General features: G+C 65.2%; 19 protein-coding genes. 1 reads left to right on the forward strand and 18 read right to left on the reverse strand.

The window, feature by feature from the left end; genetic code table 11:
• Positions 1 to 204: 204 nt before the first annotated feature.
• The 3 genes from ACWPWO_RS10140 to ACWPWO_RS10150 form a co-directional block, all read right to left on the reverse strand.
• On the reverse strand, positions 205 to 1,134 hold the full coding sequence (locus ACWPWO_RS10140; protein ID WP_454006509.1) for an electron transfer flavoprotein subunit alpha/FixB family protein: 930 nt from the start codon (positions 1,132 to 1,134) through the stop codon (positions 205 to 207).
• Complete coding sequence (locus ACWPWO_RS10145) at positions 1,135 to 1,884, reverse strand: electron transfer flavoprotein subunit beta/FixA family protein (RefSeq protein WP_454006510.1); 750 nt, start codon at positions 1,882 to 1,884, stop codon at positions 1,135 to 1,137.
• Between the two features lie 79 nt (positions 1,885 to 1,963).
• Positions 1,964 to 2,887, reverse strand: coding sequence for a histone deacetylase family protein (locus ACWPWO_RS10150; protein ID WP_454006511.1), 924 nt, complete (start codon positions 2,885 to 2,887; stop codon positions 1,964 to 1,966).
• Between the two features lie 11 nt (positions 2,888 to 2,898).
• On the opposite strand from ACWPWO_RS10150, the gene mltB reads away from it, so the two are divergent.
• A complete protein-coding gene (gene mltB / locus ACWPWO_RS10155; RefSeq protein ID WP_454006512.1) occupies positions 2,899 to 4,092 on the forward strand; it encodes a lytic murein transglycosylase B in 1,194 nt (397 codons plus the stop codon).
• On the opposite strand, the gene cysM is transcribed toward mltB, so the two are convergent.
• From cysM to gyrA, 15 genes are all read right to left on the reverse strand, one after another.
• The gene (gene cysM / locus ACWPWO_RS10160; RefSeq protein WP_394060526.1) at positions 4,089 to 4,994 is read right to left on the reverse strand and encodes a cysteine synthase CysM; all 906 of its coding nucleotides are present in this window, start codon (positions 4,992 to 4,994) and stop codon (positions 4,089 to 4,091) included. The genes mltB and cysM overlap by 4 nt on opposite strands.
• Before the next feature lie 117 nt (positions 4,995 to 5,111).
• Complete coding sequence (locus ACWPWO_RS10165) at positions 5,112 to 5,498, reverse strand: ComEA family DNA-binding protein (protein ID WP_454006513.1); 387 nt, start codon at positions 5,496 to 5,498, stop codon at positions 5,112 to 5,114.
• A gap of 109 nt (positions 5,499 to 5,607) precedes the next feature.
• Positions 5,608 to 6,606: an ADP-glyceromanno-heptose 6-epimerase gene (rfaD, locus tag ACWPWO_RS10170; RefSeq protein WP_454006514.1), complete on the reverse strand. Its 999-nt coding sequence runs from the start codon at positions 6,604 to 6,606 to the stop codon at positions 5,608 to 5,610.
• Positions 6,603 to 7,532 carry a D-glycero-beta-D-manno-heptose-7-phosphate kinase gene (gene rfaE1, locus ACWPWO_RS10175; RefSeq protein WP_394065826.1) on the reverse strand — a complete coding sequence of 310 codons (930 nt, stop codon included), beginning with the start codon at positions 7,530 to 7,532 and terminating at the stop codon, positions 6,603 to 6,605. The genes rfaD and rfaE1 overlap by 4 nt, the downstream gene beginning before the upstream one ends.
• On the reverse strand, positions 7,529 to 8,782 hold the full coding sequence (gene lapB, locus ACWPWO_RS10180) for a lipopolysaccharide assembly protein LapB (RefSeq protein WP_454006515.1): 1,254 nt from the start codon (positions 8,780 to 8,782) through the stop codon (positions 7,529 to 7,531). Before lapB ends, rfaE1 begins: the two co-directional genes overlap by 4 nt.
• A gap of 19 nt (positions 8,783 to 8,801) precedes the next feature.
• Entirely contained in the window at positions 8,802 to 9,131 is a 330-nt protein-coding gene (locus ACWPWO_RS10185; protein ID WP_454006516.1) for a LapA family protein, read from the reverse strand.
• A gap of 115 nt (positions 9,132 to 9,246) precedes the next feature.
• Entirely contained in the window at positions 9,247 to 9,606 is a 360-nt protein-coding gene (locus tag ACWPWO_RS10190; protein WP_454006517.1) for an integration host factor subunit beta, read from the reverse strand.
• Between the two features lie 5 nt (positions 9,607 to 9,611).
• Positions 9,612 to 11,330 (reverse strand): 30S ribosomal protein S1, encoded by a 1,719-nt coding sequence (rpsA, locus tag ACWPWO_RS10195; protein ID WP_454006518.1) that lies wholly within the window; start codon positions 11,328 to 11,330, stop codon positions 9,612 to 9,614.
• Between the two features lie 84 nt (positions 11,331 to 11,414).
• Positions 11,415 to 12,095 carry a (d)CMP kinase gene (gene cmk, locus ACWPWO_RS10200; RefSeq protein WP_454006519.1) on the reverse strand — a complete coding sequence of 227 codons (681 nt, stop codon included), beginning with the start codon at positions 12,093 to 12,095 and terminating at the stop codon, positions 11,415 to 11,417.
• Complete coding sequence (aroA, locus tag ACWPWO_RS10205; protein WP_454006520.1) at positions 12,092 to 13,414, reverse strand: 3-phosphoshikimate 1-carboxyvinyltransferase; 1,323 nt, start codon at positions 13,412 to 13,414, stop codon at positions 12,092 to 12,094. Before aroA ends, cmk begins: the two co-directional genes overlap by 4 nt.
• Positions 13,411 to 14,316: a prephenate dehydrogenase gene (locus ACWPWO_RS10210; protein WP_454006521.1), complete on the reverse strand. Its 906-nt coding sequence runs from the start codon at positions 14,314 to 14,316 to the stop codon at positions 13,411 to 13,413. The genes aroA and ACWPWO_RS10210 overlap by 4 nt, the downstream gene beginning before the upstream one ends.
• Positions 14,317 to 14,318: 2 nt before the next feature.
• Positions 14,319 to 15,446, reverse strand: coding sequence for a histidinol-phosphate transaminase (hisC, locus tag ACWPWO_RS10215; protein WP_454006522.1), 1,128 nt, complete (start codon positions 15,444 to 15,446; stop codon positions 14,319 to 14,321).
• A gap of 2 nt (positions 15,447 to 15,448) precedes the next feature.
• Entirely contained in the window at positions 15,449 to 16,540 is a 1,092-nt protein-coding gene (pheA, locus tag ACWPWO_RS10220) for a prephenate dehydratase (protein WP_454006523.1), read from the reverse strand.
• Entirely contained in the window at positions 16,533 to 17,642 is a 1,110-nt protein-coding gene (serC, locus tag ACWPWO_RS10225) for a 3-phosphoserine/phosphohydroxythreonine transaminase (RefSeq protein ID WP_394060549.1), read from the reverse strand. Before serC ends, pheA begins: the two co-directional genes overlap by 8 nt.
• Complete coding sequence (gyrA, locus tag ACWPWO_RS10230; RefSeq protein WP_454006524.1) at positions 17,642 to 20,326, reverse strand: DNA gyrase subunit A; 2,685 nt, start codon at positions 20,324 to 20,326, stop codon at positions 17,642 to 17,644. The genes serC and gyrA overlap by 1 nt, the downstream gene beginning before the upstream one ends.
• Between the last annotated feature and the right edge of the window lie 300 nt (positions 20,327 to 20,626).

Genomic DNA, 20,626 nt, shown 5'->3' on the forward strand with positions numbered 1-20,626 from the left:
AGGGCCGCTGCCAGTGCCGCGCCCTGCTGGACACGCAATGAAAGAAAAATACCCCGCACGCCGCGCCTTCGGCATGCTGCCCCCAAGGGGGCGCTTTTTTACCTTGGGACGGCCCGGCGATCCGGCGGCCCGGCGATCCGGCGGTCCGGCGCTCCGGCGGTAAAAAAAAGCCTGCCGACGATCTCACCGGCAGGCAGCTGGGAGTTACAGCGCTTTTTCCAGTTCGGGCACCGCCTCGAACAGGTCGGCGACCAGCCCGTAATCGGCCACGCCGAAGATCGGCGCTTCCGGATCCTTGTTGATGGCCACGATGACCTTGGAATCCTTCATGCCGGCCAGGTGCTGGATGGCGCCGGAAATGCCCACGGCCACATACAGTTGCGGGGCGACGATCTTGCCGGTCTGGCCCACCTGCCAGTCGTTGGGCGCATAGCCTGCGTCGACCGCCGCGCGCGAGGCGCCCAGGGCCGCGCCCAACTTGTCGGCCAGGCCGTCGAGCATCTTGAAGTTCTCGGCGCTGCCCAGGCCGCGTCCGCCGGAGACGACCACCGTGGCGCCGGCCAGCTCGGGACGATCGCTCTTGGCCACTTCGCGGCTGACAAAGGCGGAACGGCCCGAATCGGCGACGGCGGCCTGCTCTTCGATGGCGGCGCTGCCGCCCTGGGCGGCAACGGCGTCAAACGAGGTCGTGCGCACGGTGATGACTTTGACGGCATCGCCCGACTGCACCGTGGCGATGGCGTTGCCGGCATAGATGGGCCGCGTGAAGGTGTCGGGCGATTCCACCGAAAGGATGTCGGACACCTGGGCCACGTCCAGCTTGGCGGCCACGCGCGGGGCCACGTTCTTGCCCGAGGCCGTGGCGGGGAACAGGATATGGCCGTAGGACGAAGCCACGGCCAGCACCTGGGCGGCCACGTTTTCGGCCAGGCCGTCGGCCAGGGAGGGGCCGTCGGCCAGCAGCACCTTGGCCACGCCCTGCACCTGGGCGGCCTGCTCGGCCACGGCGCGGGCCTGGTGGCCGGCCACCAGGACATGGACCTCGCCGCCGATCTTCTGCGCAGCGGCGACGGTGTTGAGGGTTGCAGCCTTGAGCTGCTGGTTGTCGTGCTCGGCAATTACAAGAATCGACATTTAGATCACCTTCGCTTCATTCTTCAGTTTTTCCACCAACGTAGCCACATCCGGCACGATGACCCCGGCCGAGCGCGCGGGCGGCTCGCTGACCTTGAGCGTCTTGATGCGCGGCGCAACATCCACGCCCAGCTCTTCGGGTGTCAGGGTTTCCAGCGTCTTCTTCTTGGCCTTCATGATGTTGGGCAGCGTGACATAGCGCGGCTCGTTCAGGCGCAGGTCGGTGGTAATGACGGCAGGCAGCGTAAGCTTGACGGTTTCCAGGCCGCCGTCGACCTCGCGGGTGACCGACACGCTGTCGGCTGAAAGTTCGACGTTGCTGGCGAACGTGGCCTGGGGCCAGTCCAGCAGCGCGGCCAGCATCTGGCCGGTCTGATTGGAGTCGTCGTCGATGGCCTGCTTGCCCAGGATCACCAGTTGGGGCTGCTCCTTGTCCACCACGGCCTTGAGCAGCTTGGCCACGGCCAGGGGCTGCAACTCGGCGTCGGTCTGCACCAGCGTGGCGCGATCCGCGCCGATGGCCAGCGCGGTGCGCAGCGTCTCCTGGCTCTGGGCCACGCCGCAGGACACCGCCACCACCTCGCTGGCCGCGCCGCTTTCCTTCAGGCGGGTAGCTTCTTCGACGGCGATTTCATCGAAAGGATTCATGGACATTTTGACATTGGCGATATCCACCCCGGACTGGTCGGATTTCACGCGCACCTTGACGTTATAGTCAACTACGCGTTTCACGGGTACTAACACCTTCATCTAGTTTTCTCCAAGGCTATCTTGAATAGAAGTAAAGATTTGTCTCCGGAACAGCCCGCTGTCCCGAGCATGCGGCCGCCTATAGTCCGGCCAGGGCCTTCAGGTGGGCCACCACGCTGCGCCCCAGGGACGACGCGTCATAGCCGCCTTCCAGCATGCTGACCAGGCGCTGCCCGGCGCTGGGCGCACAGGCCTTGACCACCAGGGCGGTCAATTCGGCGTAGTCCGCCTCGACCAGGCTGAGCTGTCCCATTTCATCCTCGCGGTGTGCATCGAAGCCGGCCGAAAAGAACACGATTTCGGGTCGGAACGCTTCGATCCGGGGCATGCATTCGTGCTTGAACGCATCCAGGACCTGCGCCGACTTTGTATAGGCCTCAACCGGTATGTTTACCATGTTTTGCGGTGGAGGAACTTGATATGAGCCAGGAAAAAACGGGTACTGGAAGAAACTGCACATCAGCACCCGCTCGTCGCCGGCAAAGATCTGTTCAGTGCCGTTGCCATGGTGCACGTCGAAATCGACGATCAGTACGCGTGTCAGCCCGTAGCGTGCCATGGCATAGGCCGCCGCGACCGCCACATTGTTGAAGAAGCAAAAGCCCATGGCCCGGTTGCGCTCGGCGTGGTGGCCGGGCGGGCGCACCGAACAGAACGCGCCGGCCGCCTTCTCGCCCATGACGCCGTCCACCGCGTCCAGGCCCGCGCCGGCGGCGGCATAGGCCGCCTCCAGCGTGTGGGGGTTCATCAGAGTGTCGGCGTCGATGTTGAAATAGCCCTGACGCGGAAGCTGCTGCCTGAGCTGCTGCAGATAGGCGGCATCGTGCACGCGCAGGATGTCCTCGTCCGTCGCCGGCCGGGCCTTGCGCTGCAGCAGGTAGGATGCCAGGCCGCTGGACAGCAATTGGTCATTGATGGCGTCCAGCCGTTCCGGGCTTTCGGGATGCCATCGTCCCATCTCATGCAGATGACATGCCGGATGGGTAATATATAGTGTCTCCATGAGGATGGATTATGTTCAGACCCACTCGTATTTTGCAAGCGGCGCTGATTGCGCTGACCACGGCCGGCTGCGCCGCCACCCCGCCCAAGGCGGCAAGCCCGCGGGCCGAGGCCGCCGGCCCCGCCTCCTCCATCGCCCCTGAACGCACCGCCGGCGTGGTCGCCATCAAGTCCCTGGCCGAGCCCGCTTCCATCCGCGCGGGCGAGTCGCGCTCGGGCCGCACCCTGTTTTTCACCGCCGCCGGCCAGTTGAGCGAGGATATCGCCGCCTACGCGCGCGACGTCTCCCGCACCCGCCAGGTGCCGCTGGACGTGGTCACGGACCTGCTGCTGCAGGCGCAGTACAACCCCACCGCCGTCAAGCTGATGCGCCCTACGAGCGGACGCATCAAGCGCAGTTGGGTCACCTACCGCCAGCGCAACGTGGATCCGGTACGCATCCGGCGCGGCGTGGCGTTCTGGCAAGAGCACCGCGCCGACCTGGACCGCATCTCGCGGGCCTACGGCGTGCCGCCCTCGGTCATCGTGGCCATCCTGGGCGTGGAGACGGTATATGGACAGATCATGGGTGACTTCAAGGTGCTGGACGCTTTGTTCACCCTGGGCTTCGCCTATCCGGACGACAGCCGCCCCGAGCGCAGCCAGCTGTTCCGCGACCAGCTTGCCGACCTGATCCAGCTGCACCATGAAGGCGAGCTGGACGCCCGCATCGTGCAAGGGTCGTTTGCGGGAGCCATGGGCATGCCCCAGTTCATGCCGGGCAGCCTGATCCGCTATGCCGTGGATGGCAATGGCGACGGGCGCATAGACCTGCGCAACAACCCCGTGGACGCCATGGCTTCGATCGCCAATTTCCTGCGCGCGCACGGCTGGGAGCCCGGGCTGCCGGTGTTTGCGCCGGCGCGCCTGAGCGCCGCCAATCAAGGCATGGTGGATGGCGGCATCTTCCCCAAGCGCACCTGGGCGGAACTGCGCAAGGCGGGCGCGGCGGCGCATGGACAAGCCAGCCACGCGGCCCCCTGGCAGCAGGCCCGGCTGGGCGTGGTGAATCTGGTGGACGAGCCTCGCAACACCACGGAATATCGCCTGGGCACGCCCAATTTCTTCGCCATCACCCACTACAACCGCAGCTACTTCTACGCCAGCTCGGTCGCCGACCTGGCTTCGGAACTGGCCGCGCAGATGGGCTACGGCAACCCCAATTAATTGAAGACGCCGGTGGACAGATAGCGGTCGCCGCGATCGCAGACAATGAAAACGATCGTGGCGTTCTCCACCCGCCGGGCCACGCGCATGGCCGCCACCAGGGCGCCGCCCGAGGATATGCCGGCGCAGATGCCCTCTTCGGCCGCCAGGCGGCGGGTCATGTCCTCGGCCTCCTGCTGGCTGATGGATTCGAATTCGTCGACCTTGGCGGGATCGTAGATCTTGGGCAGATAAGCCTCGGGCCACTTGCGAATGCCCGGGATCTGCGAACCTTCCGCCGGCTGGGCGCCCACCACCACGATCCTGTCGTTCTTGCTGCGCAGATAGCTGCCCACGCCCATGATGGTGCCCGTGGTGCCCATGGCGCTCACGAAATGAGTGACCTGGCCGTCGGTCTGCTGCCAGATCTCGGGCCCCGTGGAACCCACATGGGCGGCGGGATTGTCCTTGTTGGCGAACTGGTCCAGCACCTTGCCCTTGCCTTCGGCCTGCATCTTCATGGCCAGGTCGCGGGCGTATTCCATGCCGCCTTCCTTGGCCGGGGTCAGGATCAGCTGCGCACCGTAGGCCGTCATGGAGGCGCGGCGCTCCACCGACAGGTTGTCGGGCATGATCAGCACCATCTTGTAGCCGCGCACGGCGGCGATCATGGCCAGCGCGATGCCGGTATTGCCGCTGGTGGCCTCGATCAGGGTGTCGCCGGGCTTGATGTCGCCGCGCAGTTCAGCCTGCCGGATCATGGAGCTGGCCGCGCGGTCCTTGACGGAACCGGCCGGATTGTTGCCCTCGATCTTGGCCAGGATGACATTGCCGCGGGCCTGGCCGAATTCGCCCGGAATGCGTTGCAGCCGCACCAAGGGAGTGTGGCCTACGGTATCTTCGATTGTGGGATAGTTTTTCATCAGCGTTCTACCTTGCCTGACGCGCTCGATCCGGCGCAGCACCGCCGCCGGCCAAGGCATGCCGGCAGCGGCGTCCAAACAACAACCTATTAGCTTAAAGCGAGACGCGCCCCAGGGCTACGGCTTTTTTCGCATATCCGCAGCCGGACGGGCGGCCGGCGCGCCGCCCTCCTGCTTGGGGGAGCCGACCGTCAGGCCCGATTGCTGCATGGTGCCGAGCTTCTTGGGGCCTATGCCCTTGACCCGGTCGGCCAGGTCCTGAAGGGAATCAAAGGGCCCGCCGCGCTGTCGCTCCTCCAGGATGAGCTGCGCGGTGCGCGGGCCTATGCCCTTGATCTGCTGCAATTGCTCGGCGCCGGCGGAGTTCAGATCGACCGATGCGGCCAGGCCCGGCGAGAGAGCCAGCAGCAGCGCAGCCGCCAGTCGCCCCGCTCCGGCGCGCCATGCAGGCTGCATGCGGCGGACAGGGACCGGGACGGAACGGGAAAACAGAGAAGAAAACATGATGAAGGCTCCATGAAAAGGAGCCTTTATGGTGCTACGCGGCGCCCCGGGCCGGGGCGTCCGGACGGCCGGATATCCATGCGCGCACTTGCGCATGGACGCAAACAGCCTACTTCAGCGCGCCGCTGCGCAGCAGCCGCCGCACATACTCGGCCACGCCGCTTTGCACGTCGTGGAAGGGCTTGTCGTAGCCAGCGGCGCGCAGTTGAGTCAGGTCCGCTTCGGTATGGCTCTGATAGCGGCCTTTCAGGTCGTCCGGGAAGGCGATGTATTGCAGGACCTGCTGATTGACCAGTTCCTCCAGAGGCAAAGGCTCCAGCCCGTCGTGCTCGCGCAAGGTGTTGACCACGGTCTGGGCCACATCGTTGAACGGCTGCGCACGGCCCGAGCCGCAATTGAACACGCCGGACTGCTGGTCCTGGCCCAGGAAATGCAGGTTGACCGCCACCACGTCGTCGATGAAGACGAAGTCCCGCTGCTGGCCGCCGTCCGCGTAGCCGTCCCAGCCGCCGAACAGGCGCACGTGGCCGTCGCGCCGGTACTGCAGCATATTGTGGTAGGCCACCGAGGCCATGCGGCCCTTGTGCTGTTCCTGGGGACCGTAAACATTGAAATAGCGCAGCCCCACCACGGGCGCGGTCAGCGAGGGCAATTCGCGGCGCAGCACCTGGTCGAACAGGAACTTGGAATAGCCGTAGACGTTCAACGGCGCCTCGTTGGCCAGGTCCTCGGCATAGCGGGGGCCGGCGCCGTAGACGGCCGCCGAGGAAGCGTACAGCAGCGGAATGCGTTTGCGCTGGCAGTACTCGAATATTTCCAGCGTGACGCGGTAATTGTTGTCAATCATGCACTGGCCGTTGCGCTCGGTGGTGTCCGAGCAGGCGCCCTGGTGCAGGATGGCCTCGATATTGTCGAATTCGTCGCGCGCCAGCCGGGCGCGGAAATCGTCCTTGTCCATGTAGTCCGCGATCTGTCCGTGCACAAGATTGACGAACTTGTCGCCGTCGGTCAGGTCGTCCACCACCAGGATGTCCGTCACCCCCTGGCGGTTGAGCCCCAGGACCAGATTGCTGCCGATGAAGCCGGCGCCGCCCGTTACCACGATCATGCCAATTCCTTTGCCGTCACCACGGACGTGCCCAATTTTCCTACCACGATGCCGCCGGCGCGGTTGGCCCAGCGCATCGCATCCAGCCAGCCCAGGCCGGCCGCCCTCATGACGGCCAGCGTCGCCAGCACGGTATCTCCCGCGCCCGAGACGTCGAACACCTCCTGCGCCTGCGCATCCACATGCTCCCTGCCCTGCCCGGTGAACAGCGTCATGCCCTGCTCGGAACGAGTGATGAGCAAGGCTTCCAGGTCCAGTTCGCGGCGCAGCCGCTGCGCGCGCTCCTGCAGATCGTCCTCGTCCGTCCAGGCGCCGACCGCCTCCTGCATTTCGGAACGGTTGGGCGTGAGGATGGTGGCGCCATGATAGCGCTGGTAGGCCCTGCCCTTGGGATCGACCAGTACCGGTATGCCTTTCTCGCGCGCCAGCGCGATCAGGGCCTCCACCTGGGCCAGCGAGCCCTTGGCGTAGTCGGACAGCACCACGACCTGATGCGCCTCCAGCAAGACATCCATCTGCTTGCGCAACTGCTCCAGGGCGCCGACACCCGGGCGATGCTCGAAATCCACCCGCAGCAGCTGCTGCTGGCGGCCCAGCACACGCAGCTTGAGCGAGGTCGGCATGCCGGGGTCCTGCACCCAATGCGCCTGCACGTGGTCATGCAAGGCCAGTTCACGCACCTTGGCGCCGGCCTCGTCCAGGCCCACGACGCCCAGCAGGCTGGCCTGGCCGCCCAGCGCGGCGATGTTGCGGGCTACGTTGGCCGCGCCGCCCAGACGGTCTTCGGTGCGGCCCATCTTGACCACCGGGACCGGGGCTTCGGGCGAGATGCGGTCCACGTCGCCGAACCAGTAGCGGTCCAGCATCACGTCTCCCACCACCAGCACCCGGCTGGCCTGTACGGCCTGTGTCGGAAATACCATTATCTTTGTTCCTCGAGCCGTCGAGGGGCGTAGGTTTCCCAGGAATTGCAGCCTGGGCATTGCCAATAATAATGCCGCGCCTCGAAGCCGCAGACCTTGCAGGAATAGCGGTCCAGGCGCTGGGTGTGTTTGTGGATCAGCGTACGCAGCAGGCTCAGGTCGGCCCCGGCCACGATGTCGGCCGCCGCGGACAAGCCCGGCTCCTGCTGGGCGCGGGCCTGCGCATGCTGGCTTTCGTCCTGCAGCTCCACTTCCAGCATCTTGTCCAGCCCCAGCAGCGACGGATGCGAGCGCAGGGCTTCGCGGGCGAAGGCCCAGGCCTGCTGGTAACCCTGGCGCTCGCGCAGCACGCGGAACAGCACATTGAAGATGTCCAGGCCGGGGTGATGCTGGTAATGGCTGCGCAGCATGGCCACGCCTTCGTCCTCGCGGCCCAGCCGGCGGTAGCTGTCGAGCAGCTCGGCGGCATACAGCCCCACGTATTCCGGCGCGCTGGCCAGGATGGACACCAGATAGGCGCGCTCCTGCTCCACCTGGTCCTGCATGCGCGCCACGCGGGCGCGCAGGGAAGCCACGCGAGCCTGCGAAGCCTGAGTCGTCTGCTCCGGTCCCAGCTTGCGGATGGCGTTGTCGGCCTCGTCCAGGGCCTTGGAAGCGCGCTCGAAGTCCGGCTGCTTGCCCTGCAGGGCGGTCTCGGCCTGTTCGCATTGGTAATGCACCAATTGCGGGACGGGCTCGTCCACCAGCGCGCGCAGGCGGCGCACGGCCTCGATGGCGCGGGGCCAGTCGTGCTCGGACTCGTAGATCCGGATCAGGGCGCGCATGGCGGGAACGGCGAAGCGGGTTTCTCGCACCGCTTCGAAAGCGGCCTCCGCGCGGTCCAGCATGCCCGCCTTCAGGAAATCCTGGGCGATCTGGAACTGGGCGTTCTCGCGATCGGCCGCCGGCAGGTCGGCGCGCGACAGCAGGCTCTGGTGCACACGGATGGCGCGTTCCATCTCGCCGCGGCGGCGGAACAGGATGCCCAGCGCAAAATGCAGCTCGGTGGTCTCCGGATCCAGCTTGGCCACTTCCACGAAGGCGTCAATGGCGCGGTCCGGTTCTTCATTCAGCAGGAAATTCAGGCCCTTGAAATACGAATCAGGCAGGCTGCGAGTCTCTGACATCATTTGCCGGAAATCCACCCGCGCCGCAACCCAACCAAGAGCGAACAGGATGGGGACGAAGACCAGCCACCAGGTTTCAAAATCCACAGTGTGTTACTCCGGCTGATTACAACGGCGCCAGGGGTGCGACGGTTTCGGGGGCGACCGCAGGGGCGACCGGCGCCTGGCCGGACTGCTCCAGCCGCTCCTGCAGGCGATCGATGTCGCGGCGCAGGCGATTGTTCTCGCGGCGTCGGCGCATGAGCGCGCCCACCATGAGCAGCAGGCCCATGACCAGGCCCAGAATGAAGGCGCCCAGCATGACGACGATGAGGGGAACGTCCTGAATAATGTGCTCGGCAAAGAAATTCACCTGCACGGGCTCGGTGTTCTTGAGGGCGAACAGCAGCACGATCACGAAGACGAGCAAACGCAGTACCCAGACTAGATAGCGCATTATTAAGGCTCCAACAGTGTTTTTATAATGCCTGATTGTACGTGGAAGCGTAGTTTAGCGCACACGCAAAACAGGCCCTGTAAAGGGCCTGTTTCATCAGCTTGCAAGGGTGTCTTTAGCCGTGACGGACCCGCGCATTCAGCTGCTCGAACGCCGACGACTGGTCGTCTGTTTCAGTCTGTTCCTGCTGGAGAAAAACAGAATCCACGCGTTCGCGCAATTCCTTGCCGGCCTTGAAGTGCGGCACCTGCTTGCCAGGCACCAGCACTTTTTCCCCCGACTTGGGATTGCGCCCCACCCGCGGAGAGCGGGTGGAGAGCGAAAAGCTGCCAAATCCGCGGATTTCGATCCGTTGACCGTTGGCCAGGGCCTGGGTCATCGAATCCAGTACCGTTTTCACGGCGAAATCCATGTCGCGCAGGGCCAGCTGCGGATAGCGGCTGGCCAATAGCGCGATCAGCTCAGACTTGGTCACGCTGATTAACCGTCGTCACGTTGCTGCTGGTCCAGCTTGGCACGCAGCAGAGCACCCAGATTGGTCGTGCCGGACGAAGCGCTGGCTTCGGACAGACGAGCCATGGATTGAGCGGTCTCGGCCGAGTCGCGGGCCTTGATCGACAGCTGGATCGAACGGGTCTTGCGGTCCACGCTCAGGATCATGGCTTCGACTTCCTGGCCTTCCTTCAGGACGGTGGTGGCGTCTTCGACGCGGCCCGAGGAGATCTCGGAAGCGCGCAGATAGCCTTCGACGTCCAGCGACAGGGTCACGACGGCGCCCTTGGGCTCAACCGACTTGATCACGCCGTTCACCACGGCACCCTTGTCATAGGTGGCCACGAAGTTGTTGAACGGATCGCCTTCCAGCTGCTTGATGCCCAGGGAGATGCGCTCCTTGTCGGTGTCGATGCCCAGAACCACGGCTTCGACTTCGTCGCCCTTCTTGAAGTTGCGCACGGCTTCTTCGCCGGATTCGGACCAGGACAGGTCGGACAAGTGCACCAGGCCGTCGATGCCGCCAGGCAGACCGACGAACACGCCGAAGTCGGTGATCGACTTGATGGCGCCGCGGACCTTGTCGCCGCGCTTGAAGTTGATGGCGAAGTCTTCCCATGGGTTGGCGCGGCACTGCTTCATGCCCAGCGAGATGCGGCGACGGTCTTCGTCGATCTCCAGAACCATGACTTCGACTTCTTCGCCCAGGGTCACGACCTTGCGTGGGTCGACGTTCTTGTTGGTCCAGTCCATTTCGGACACGTGCACCAGACCTTCGATGCCGTCTTCCACTTCAACGAACGCACCGTAGTCGGTCAGGTTGGTGACCTTGCCGAACAGGCGGGTGTTCTGCGGGTAGCGACGGGCCAGGCCGATCCATGGATCTTCGCCCAGCTGCTTGACGCCCAGGGAGACGCGGCTCTTTTCCTGGTCGAACTTGAGGACCTTGGCTTCGATTTCCTGACCCACCTGCAGAACTTCGGATGGGTGGCGGACACGGCGCCAGGCCATGTCGGTGATGTGCAGCAGGCCGTCGATGCCGCCCAGGTCCACGAACGCACCGTAGTCGGTGATGTTCTTGACGATGCCCTTGACGATGGCGCCTTCGGACAGGGTTTCCAGCAGCTTCTGACGCTCTTCGCCCATGGAGGCTTCCAGCACGGCGCGGCGCGACAGCACGACGTTGTTGCGCTTGCGGTCCAGCTTGATGACCTTGAATTCCAGGGTCTTGCCTTCGTATGGCGTGGTGTCCTTGACGGGACGCAGGTCGACCAGCGAACCGGGCAGGAAGGCGCGGATGCCGTTGGTCATGACGGTCAGGCCGCCCTTGACCTTGCCGGTGATGGTACCGTTGACCAGCTCGCCGGACTCGAGCGCCTGCTCGAGGGACAGCCAGGCCGACAGGCGCTTGGCGCGATCGCGGGACAGAATGGTGTCGCCATAGCCGTTCTCGAAAGCATCGATGGCCACGGACACGAAATCGCCAGCTTGGACTTCCAGCTCGCCCTGGTCGTTCAGGAACTCTTCGAGGGGGATCAGGGCCTCGGACTTCAGACCGGCGTTGACCAGAACATAGTTGTGGTCGATGCGCAGAACTTCGGCGGAGATGACTTCGCCGCTTTTCAGGTCTTGGTTTTTGATGCTTTCTGCAAACAAATCGGCAAAGCTTTCGCCGCCCGTTGCGTCTGTGTGAAGGTTAGTGGACATTAAATCAATCCATCAGCCACAGTGGCTGTTAAAAAACACACCAGGCGAACCCGGTGGAGTGAACAAAACCCGCTCGGCGCAGGATCACGCCGACGGGAACGACACGCCCGACCAGAGGTCGAGCACGATATTTACGGTTTCTTCGATGCTGAGCCGGGACGAATCCACGATGTGGGCGTCCTGCGCAGGCACCAATGGAGCGTGGGCCCGCGTGCGGTCGCGTTCGTCGCGCGCGCGAAGGTCCGCTAAAAGACTCGCTAGATTAGCAGAAATCCCCTTTTCGTTCAACTGTTTACATCTTCTTTCAGCGCGCACTTCGGCGTCGGCCAGCAGGAAGATCTTCAGAGGCGCGTCGGGGACCACGACCGTGCCCATGTCGCGGCCGTCGCCCACCAGTCCCGGGGCGACGCGGAAGTCGCGCTGGCGCTGCAGCAGCGCGCCGCGCACGCCGGGCATGACCGCCACCAGCGAGGCCAGATTGCCTACCTGCTCCTGGCGTATGGCTTCGGTGACGTCCTCGCCCTCCAGGAAAATGCGGGGATGCTGGAAACGGATATCAAGATCGGCCGCCACGCGCTGGACCTCGGATTCGTCCTTGGCGTCCACCTGGCGGCGCAGGCAGGACAGCGCCGTCAGGCGGTACAGGGCGCCGCTGTCCAGCGTGTGCCAGCCCAGGCGCTCGGCCACCTGGTGGGCGATGGTGCCCTTGCCGGAGGCGGTGGGGCCGTCGATCGTGATGACGGGAATGGAAGAAGTTTCGGTCATGCCTGCACCAGCTTCTGGAAAACGGAGAAATAATCAGGAAAAGTCTTGCTGACGCAGCCCGGGTCCAGGATCGTGACCGGCACGGGGCCGAAGCTGGCGAGCGAAAGACACATGGCGATGCGATGGTCGTCGTAGGTGTGGATGCTGGCCGGCCGCCAGTCCGTCTGCGCGATGGGATGCACCGTCAGCCAGTCGGGGCCGGACTGCACCCGGGCGCCCAGCTTGGCCAGTTCCGTGTGCATGGCGTGGATCCGGTCGGTCTCCTTGACGCGCCAGCTGGCGATATTGCGCAGCGTGCAGGGTCCGTCGGCAAACATGGCCATGGCCGCGGCCGTCATGGCCGCGTCGGGGATGCGATTGAAGTCCATGTCGAAGGCCTTGAGCCGCTCGCCGTCCGCCACGCGGGGCCCGCTGACCACCAGCTCCTGCGGGTGGCGTTCGATGTGCGCGCCCATGGCCTGGGCCACGTCGGCGAACTGGATGTCGCCCTGCAAACTGTCCGTGCCCGCGCCGCGTATGCGCACCGGCCCGCCGCCCAGGGCGCCCAGTGCGATGAAATAGGAGGCAGAAGAAGCGTCCCCCTCCACCGGGTACAGGCCGGGACTGGCATAGGCGGCGCCGGCCGGCACCGTGAAGCTGCGCCAGCCGTCGCGGCGTACCGCCACGCCGAATCGGGCCATCATGGCCAGCGTGATCTCGATGTAGGGCTTGGAGATCAGCTCGCCGTCCACGCTTATGCAAAGATCCTGCCCGGTCTGGGCGGTCAGCAGGGGCGCGGCCATGAGCAAGGCCGTCAGGAACTGGCTGGACACCGAACCCTTGACGGAGACGCTGCGCGCGTCCCCTTGCGGGGCCGCGCCTATGGCCAGCGGCGGATAGCCTTCCTTGTCCAGGCAGCGCACGTCCGCGCCCAGGCTGCGCAAAGCGTCCACCAGGTCGCCGATGGGGCGCTCGTGCATGCGGGGAATGCCGCTCAGGGTGAAGCGCCCGCCCATCAGGGCCAGCGCGGCGGTCAGCGAGCGGAAGGCCGTGCCGGCATTGCCCAGGAACAGGTCGGCGTCGCGCAGCGCAAACGGCGCCCCGCCCTCGATCTCCACCGTTCCCTGCCCCAGGTCCTGCACCTCCACGCCCATCTGCCGCAACGCGGCCAGCATGACGCGGGTATCGTCCGAATGCAGCAGCCCCTCCAGGCGGGTGCGCCCCCGCGCCAGCGCCGCCAGCAGCAGCGCACGGTTGGAAATGCTCTTGGACCCGGGCAGCTCGAGCTCGCCGCGGGCCCGGGTGACGGGGTTCAAGACAATACAATCACTCTGGCTCATTGCAAACCGCTCCTGCTCGCCCAAAAACGTCGCGCCAGGGCGGCGCGCTCCAGAAATTCATACAAGGCCTGGCCGTCGCCGTCCTGCAAGGCCTGCTCGGCCTGGCCCAGCGCCAGGTGCGCTTCTTTTAGCTCGGCCAGCACGGCGCTCCGGTTGCTCAGGAAAATGTCCCGCCAGACTTCCGCCGAACCGGCGGCGATGCGGGTGAAATCACGAAAACCCGTGCCGGCCAGGGCGAAACGCTGATCCGAATTCGCACTGGAGGCCACCTGCCACATGAATACCGACGACAGGAAGTGGGGCACGTGGCTGACCGAGGCCAGCACCTGGTCATGGGTGGGCGGGTCCATCAGCATGACGCGCGCGCCGCAACGTTCCCAGACGGCGATCAGCCGTTCACGCGCCGGCGGGCGATTTTCTTCCAGGGGAGTCAGAATGACATTGCGGCCTTCGTACAGGTCGGCGCGCGCGGCATCGGGGCCCAGGGTCTCGGCGCCGGCGATAGGATGACCGGGGATGAACTGGCCGATACGCTCGCCCAGCGCCTCGCGGGCGGTCTGCACCACGTCGACCTTGGTGCTGCCCGCGTCGCTGACCAGGGTGTCGTCGCGCAAATGGGGCCGCAAGGCGCGCAGCACGGCGCCCATGGCGCCGATGGGAGTCGCCAGCATGATCAGGTCGGCCTGCGCGGCCGCCTGCTCCAGGGTCGCGATCTCGTCGATCAGGCCCAGTTCCTGCGCGCGGCGCAGCGTCTTGAGCTGTCGGCCCACGCCCAGCACCCGGCCCACGGCGCCGGCGCGTTTGAGCGCCAGGGCCAGCGAGCCGCCGATCAGCCCTGCCCCCACCACGGCGAGCACCGGAATCAGTGGCGCCGGAGTCACTGACTCTGGCAGTGCCGTCATGGTCAAGCCCGCAAGATGCCGGTCAGAGCCTGCGCGAAGCGCTGGTTCTCTTCCGGCAGGCCGATGGTGATGCGCAGATGCTCGGGCAGGCCGTCGCCGGCCACGGGCCGCACGATGACGCCCTGCTTGAGCAGGGCCAGGTTGATTCCCGCCGCATCGCCCACGCGCACCAGGATGAAGTTGCCGTGACTGGGCACGTACTCCAGGCCCAGGGACTCGAAGAACTGGCCCAGGAACTGCTTGCCGGCCAGGTTCAGTTCGTAGCTGCGCTGCAGAAAGTCCTGATCGGCCAGGGCGGCGCGGGCCGCCTCCAGCGCCACGCTGTTGACGTTGAAAGGCTGGCGCACCCGGTTGAGGATGTCCGTCAGCTCCGCTTGCGCCAAGGCGTAGCCAATGCGCAGGCCGGCCAGACCATAAGCTTTGGAAAAGGTGCGCGTGACGATCAGATTGGGGTAGCGGCGCACCATGTCGGCGCTGTCAAAGCGCAGGTCGGGATCCAGGTATTCGTTGTAGGCCTCGTCCAGCACCACCGTGACCTGGCGGCCATGCCGCTCCCACACCTGGGCGAGGAAGGCCTCGATCTGCTCCCCGGGCAGGAAGGTGCCCGTGGGATTGTTGGGATTGGCGATGAAGAGCAGGCGCGTGTCGGACCGGATGGCCTCGAGCATGGCGTTCAGGTCGTGGCCGTAATCCACCGCCGGCACCATGATGTGGCGCGCGCCGCGCTCCTGGGTGCACAGCTTGTAGACCGTGAAGGCGTGTTCGGCGTACACGCAGGAGACATCGGGACCCAGCAGCACCAGAGAGATCAGCTCCAGCAGATCGTTGGAGCCATTGCCCAGCGTGATCCAGTCGGCCGGCACCTGGTAGCGGCGCGAGAGGTCCTGCTTCAGGTCGAAGCCGTTGGGATCGGGATAGCGGCCCAGCTCCTGCACGGCCCGCGCCACGGCGCTGCGCACGGAATCAGACATGCCCAGCGGATTTTCGTTGGAGGCCAGCTTGACGATACTGCCCTCCTCCAGACCGAAAGTTCGGGCGATCTCGCTGACGGGCTTGCCGGGCTGATAGGGGGCGATGGCCAGGATATGGTCGGCGACGGCCGCCTCCAGTGCTGCACGTGTGCTTGTCATGATCAGAAATCGTTGACGGGGTAGGACCCCAGGATCTTGAAGAAGGCGACCTGTTTCTTCAGTTCGGTCAGGGCGGCCGCCATGGCGGGCTCGTCGCGGTGACCGATCAGGTCGACGTAGAAATAATATTCCCATTGGCCGGTGCGGGCCGGGCGGGACTCCAGGCGCGTCATGGACACGCCGTGCACGGCCAGCGGCGAGAGCATGTCGTAGACGGCGCCGGCCCGGTTGGGCACGGCCAGGATGATGCTGGTCTTGTCGTTGCCGCTGGGCAGGGACTCGATGTTGCCGATGGCCAGGAAACGGGTGCGGTTGTGCGGATCGTCCTGGATGCCCGACTCCACCACGCCCAGGTTCCAGGCGGTGACCGCCGTGTTGCCGGCGATCGCGGCCACGGTGGGATCGTCGGCGGCGATGCGGGCGGCCTCGGCATTGCTGGAGGCCGCTTCGCGCAGCAACTGGGGGTGATGCTTCTGCAGCCAGCTCTGGCATTGCGCCAGGGCCTGCGGATGGGCCATGACGCGGGTGACCCCTTCCATGGTCCCGGACTGGGTCAGCAGATTGTGGTGCACGCGGATGGAGCGCTCGCCCAGCACGCGCAGCGGCGAATTGAGCAGCAGGTCCAGGGTGCGGTTCACCGCGCCTTCGGTGGAGTTCTCCACCGGCACCATGCCCACGTCCGCCTGGCCGACTTCCACGCTGCGAAAGACTTCGTCGAAGGAATCGCATTGCAGGCCGTCCAGGGCATGGCCGAAATGCTCATAGGCCGCCTGTTCGGAGAACGAGCCCTGCGGGCCCAGGTAGGCCACGCGCAGCACGCTTTCCAGTCCGCGACAGGCCGAGATGATCTGCCCCCACACCGCCTCGACGGCGGCCGGCGTGAAGGGCCCCCTGTTCTCCGACTGCAGCCGGCGCACGATGCGCGCCTCGCGTTCGGGCTTGAGGATGACCTCGTCCGCATTGAAGTCCTGCTTGATCTTGCCGACTTCCAGCGCCGCGCGGGCGCGCTCGTTCAGCAATTCCAGAATCTGGCGATCCAGCTCGTCGATGCGGTTGCGCCAGGGCAGCAGGCGTTCAGTTAAGGTATTAGCCATTCCGTCGTTCAAAGTCGTTCATGAATTCGATAAGCGCCTGCACGCCCTCCAGCGGCATGGCGTTGTAGATCGAGGCGCGCATGCCGCCCACGCTCTTGTGCCCTTTCAGGGAAGTCAGGCCGGCGGCCTGCGCCTGCTCCAGGAAGGCGCCGTTCAGGGACTCGTCGCGCAGCAGGAACGGCACGTTCATGCGGGAGCGGTACGCAGGATGCACCTTGTTGGAGTAGAACTCCGAGGCGTCCAGGTAGCCGTACAGGGCCTGCGCCTTGGCGGCGTTGCGCTCCTGGATGGCGGCCACCCCGCCCTGGCGCAGCAGCCACTTGAACACCAGGCCGGCCATGTAGATGGAATAGGTGGGCGGCGTGTTGAACATGGACTGCTGTGCAGCGATGTTGGCGTAGTTGAAGGCCGAGGGACAGACGTCCATGGCATGACCCAGCAGGTCCTTGCGGATGATCATCAGGGCAATGCCGGACATGCCTGCGTTCTTCTGGGCGCCGGCGTAGGCCAGCGACACGCGCGAGAAGTCGATGGGGCGCGACAGGATGTTGGAGGAAACGTCGGCCACCAGCGGCACGTCCAGGCTGGGCATGTCGTTGAATTCGACCCCGCCTATGGTCTCGTTGGTGCACACGTGCACGTAGGCGGCGTCCGGGCGCACCTTCCATTGCGCAGGTTCCTGGAACCATGTCCAGGGCGACCAGGTACGGCCCAGGTCCTGCCATTCGTGTCCGCTGGTGCCGGCCACCTGGATGTCGCCGTAGCGCTTGGCCTCTTCGTAGGATTTGACCGACCAGCTGCCCGAAAGCACGTAGTCGGCCTTGCCGCTGCCGTTGCGCTGGATCAGGTTCAGGGGAATGAGACCGTTCTGGCCTTGCGCCCCGCCCTGCACGAACAGCACCGCGAAATCATCGGGCACGGCCAGCAGGGCGCGCAGGTCGGCTTCGGCCTCGTCGCGCACGCCCATGTAGTCCTTGCCGCGATGGCTCATTTCCATGATGGACATGCCCGTGCCGCGCCAATCCGTCATTTCGGCGGCGGCCTGCTCCAGCACTTCCAGAGGCAGCATCGACGGGCCTGCCGAAAAATTCCATACGCGCATCACACGTCTTCCTTGCCTGTAGTATTCGCCTGTCCATCGGCGGAGCCGGACTGATCGTCCTGGGTCCGGTCGTCCTCGACCCGGCCCTCTTCGGCCAGGCTTGCCTCGACCTCGTCGTCGGTCTCGACCACGCGGTACACGCCCGAGAGCTGGCTGTCGTCGTCCACGCTGATGAGGGTGACGCCCTGCGTGGCGCGCCCCATCTCGCGGATCTCCGCAACGCGGGTGCGCACCAGCACGCCGCCGGTGGTGATCAGCATGATCTCGTCGGTATCGCGCACCAGCACGGCGCCCACGACCTTGCCGTTGCGGGCCGAGGTCTGGATGGCGATCATGCCCTTGGTGCCGCGGCCATGGCGGGTGTATTCGGCAATGGGGGTGCGCTTGCCGTAGCCGTTCTCGGTGGCGGTCAGCACGGACTGGCTTTCATCTTCGGCCACCAGCAGGGCGATGACGGACTGGCCGTCCTCCAGCATCATGCCGCGCACGCCGCGCGCCGCACGGCCCATGGGGCGCACGTCGCCTTCGTCAAAGCGCACGGCCTTGCCGGCGTCCGAGAACAGCATGACGTCGTGCACGCCGTCGGTCAGTTGCGCACCGATCAGGTAGTCGCCCTCGTCCAGGCCCACGGCGATGATGCCGGCCTTGCGGGGATTGGAGAAATCCGACAGCGGGGTCTTCTTGACCGTGCCGCGCGAGGTGGCCATGAACACGAACTGGTCCTCGCTGAATTCCTTGACCGACAGCACCACCGTGATCTTCTCGCCGTCCTCCAGCGGGAACATGTTGACGATGGGGCGGCCGCGCGAGTTGCGCGAGCCTTGCGGCACCTCCCAGACCTTGAGCCAGTAGACCCGGCCGCGGTTGGAGAAGCACAACAGGTAGTCGTGCGTATTGGCGATGAAGAGCTGGTCGATCCAGTCGTCTTCCTTCATGGCGGTGGCCTGCTTGCCGCGGCCGCCGCGGCGCTGGGCGCGGTATTCAGACAGCGGCTGGCTCTTGATGTAGCCGCTGTGCGAGAGCGTCACCACCATGTCCATGGGGGTGATCAAGTCCTCGGTGTCCAGCTCGGTGGCGTTGTGCTCGATCTGGGAGCGGCGCAGGTCCTTGCCGGTGGCGGAGAATTCGTCGCGCAGGGCGATCAGCTCGTCGCCGATGATGGCCGAGACGCGCGCGGGGCTGGCCAGGATGTCCAGCAGGTCGGCGATCTTGTCCATGACTTCGCGGTATTCCTGGACGATCTTGTCCTGCTCCAGGCCGGTCAGGCGCTGCAGGCGCATGTTCAGGATTTCCTGGGCCTGCACTTCGCTCAGGCGGTACAGGCCGTCCTGTCCCATTCCGAACTCGGCGCCCAGATCGTCGGGGCGATAGGCCTGGCGGCCGCCCACGATGGCGCTGGGGCCGGCGCGCGCGAGCATCTCGCGCACCAGGCTGGAGTCCCAGGAGCGTGCCATCAGGTCCTGGCGGGCCACCGGCGGCGTGGGCGCGGCCTTGATGATCTCGATGAAGTCGTCGATATTGGCCAGCGCCACGGCCAGGCCTTCCAGCACGTGGCCGCGTTCGCGCGCCTTGCGCAACTGGAACACGGTGCGGCGCGTGACCACTTCGCGGCGGTGGCTCAGGAAATACTCACCCAGTTGCTTCAGGTTCAGCAGGCGGGGCTGGCCGTCGACCAGGGCCACCATGTTCATGCCGAAGGTTTCCTGCAGCTGGGTGTTCTTGTACAGGTTGTTCAGCACCACTTCGGGCACTTCGCCGCGCTTGAGCTCGATCACCAGGCGCATGCCGTCCTTGTCGGATTCGTCGCGGATGTCCGAGATGCCCTCGATGCGCTTCTCGTTGACCAGCTCGGCGATGCGCTCCTGCAGGGACTTCTTGTTGACCTGGTAGGGAATGGCGTCGACCACGATGGCCTGGCGGTTGCCCTTCTCCATGTCTTCGAAGTGCGTGCTGGCGCGCATGATGACGCGGCCGCGGCCTGTGCGGTAGCCCTCGCGCCCGCCGGACATGCCGTAGATGATGCCGCCGGTCGGGAAGTCGGGCGCAGGGATGTGCTCGATCAGCTCATCGACCGAACACTCCGGATTGCGCAGGCAATACAGGCAGCCGTTGACCACTTCGGCCAGGTTGTGCGGCGGAATGTTGGTGGCCATGCCCACCGCGATGCCCGAGCTGCCGTTGACCAGCAGGTTGGGCAGGCGCGATGGCAGCAGGGCCGGCTCTTTTTCGCTGCCGTCGTAGTTGGGCACGAAGTCCACGGTTTCCTGGTCGATGTCGGCCAGCAGCTCGTGCGCGATCTTGGCCAGGCGGATTTCGGTATAGCGCATGGCGGCGGCATTGTCGCCGTCGATGGAGCCGAAGTTGCCTTGTCCGTCCACCAGCGTGTAGCGCATGGAGAAATCCTGCGCCAGGCGCACGATGGTGTCGTAAACGGCGGAATCACCATGCGGGTGGTATTTACCGATGACGTCGCCGACGATACGGGCCGATTTCTTGTAGGCACGATTCCAATCGTTGTTGAGTTCGTGCATGGCAAACAAGACACGGCGATGCACAGGCTTCAAACCATCTCGCACGTCGGGAAGAGCACGGCCAACGATCACGCTCATGGCGTAATCGAGGTAGCTGCGGCGCATCTCCTCTTCAAGTGAAACGGGAAGCGTCTCCTTGGCAAAGGAATCCATAGGTTAATTCTTTATAGATATGGGTTAAGCAGTAAGCCAGCCGTAAACGGGACAAGAGGAAATTCTAGCACTTTCACATAGAGGGACGCAGCGGACGATTCAGGCGCGCCCGCCCCGTCCGGATGCGGGGGGCGGGCGTGAAAAAGAAGTGTGCCGGCCGGTCATGCCCGCCCGTCCGTAGCCTCCCGCTCCCGCTTCACGCCTTGTTGCCTAAAACCAACAATAACGGGAAAGAACGGGGTTAATTCCGTTTATCTGGCCGAATCGTTCCCCGTCAACCTAACGCATGGGACCGAAATG

Source organism: Alcaligenes sp. Marseille-Q7550, assembly GCF_965112015.1.

Coding starts and splice junctions, on each gene's coding strand:
- ACWPWO_RS10140 (WP_454006509.1), bottom strand. CDS start 1,134: ATGTCGATTCTTGTAATTGCCGAGCACGACAACCAGCAGCTCAAGGCT.
- ACWPWO_RS10145 (WP_454006510.1), bottom strand. CDS start 1,884: ATGAAGGTGTTAGTACCCGTGAAACGCGTAGTTGACTATAACGTCAAG.
- ACWPWO_RS10150 (WP_454006511.1), bottom strand. CDS start 2,887: ATGGAGACACTATATATTACCCATCCGGCATGTCATCTGCATGAGATG.
- mltB (WP_454006512.1), top strand. CDS start 2,899: ATGTTCAGACCCACTCGTATTTTGCAAGCGGCGCTGATTGCGCTGACC.
- cysM (WP_394060526.1), bottom strand. CDS start 4,994: ATGAAAAACTATCCCACAATCGAAGATACCGTAGGCCACACTCCCTTG.
- ACWPWO_RS10165 (WP_454006513.1), bottom strand. CDS start 5,498: ATGTTTTCTTCTCTGTTTTCCCGTTCCGTCCCGGTCCCTGTCCGCCGC.
- rfaD (WP_454006514.1), bottom strand. CDS start 6,606: ATGATCGTGGTAACGGGCGGCGCCGGCTTCATCGGCAGCAATCTGGTC.
- ACWPWO_RS10185 (WP_454006516.1), bottom strand. CDS start 9,131: ATGCGCTATCTAGTCTGGGTACTGCGTTTGCTCGTCTTCGTGATCGTG.
- rpsA (WP_454006518.1), bottom strand. CDS start 11,330: ATGTCCACTAACCTTCACACAGACGCAACGGGCGGCGAAAGCTTTGCC.
- cmk (WP_454006519.1), bottom strand. CDS start 12,095: ATGACCGAAACTTCTTCCATTCCCGTCATCACGATCGACGGCCCCACC.
- aroA (WP_454006520.1), bottom strand. CDS start 13,414: ATGAGCCAGAGTGATTGTATTGTCTTGAACCCCGTCACCCGGGCCCGC.
- ACWPWO_RS10210 (WP_454006521.1), bottom strand. CDS start 14,316: ATGACGGCACTGCCAGAGTCAGTGACTCCGGCGCCACTGATTCCGGTG.
- hisC (WP_454006522.1), bottom strand. CDS start 15,446: ATGACAAGCACACGTGCAGCACTGGAGGCGGCCGTCGCCGACCATATC.
- pheA (WP_454006523.1), bottom strand. CDS start 16,540: ATGGCTAATACCTTAACTGAACGCCTGCTGCCCTGGCGCAACCGCATC.
- serC (WP_394060549.1), bottom strand. CDS start 17,642: ATGCGCGTATGGAATTTTTCGGCAGGCCCGTCGATGCTGCCTCTGGAA.
- gyrA (WP_454006524.1), bottom strand. CDS start 20,326: ATGGATTCCTTTGCCAAGGAGACGCTTCCCGTTTCACTTGAAGAGGAG.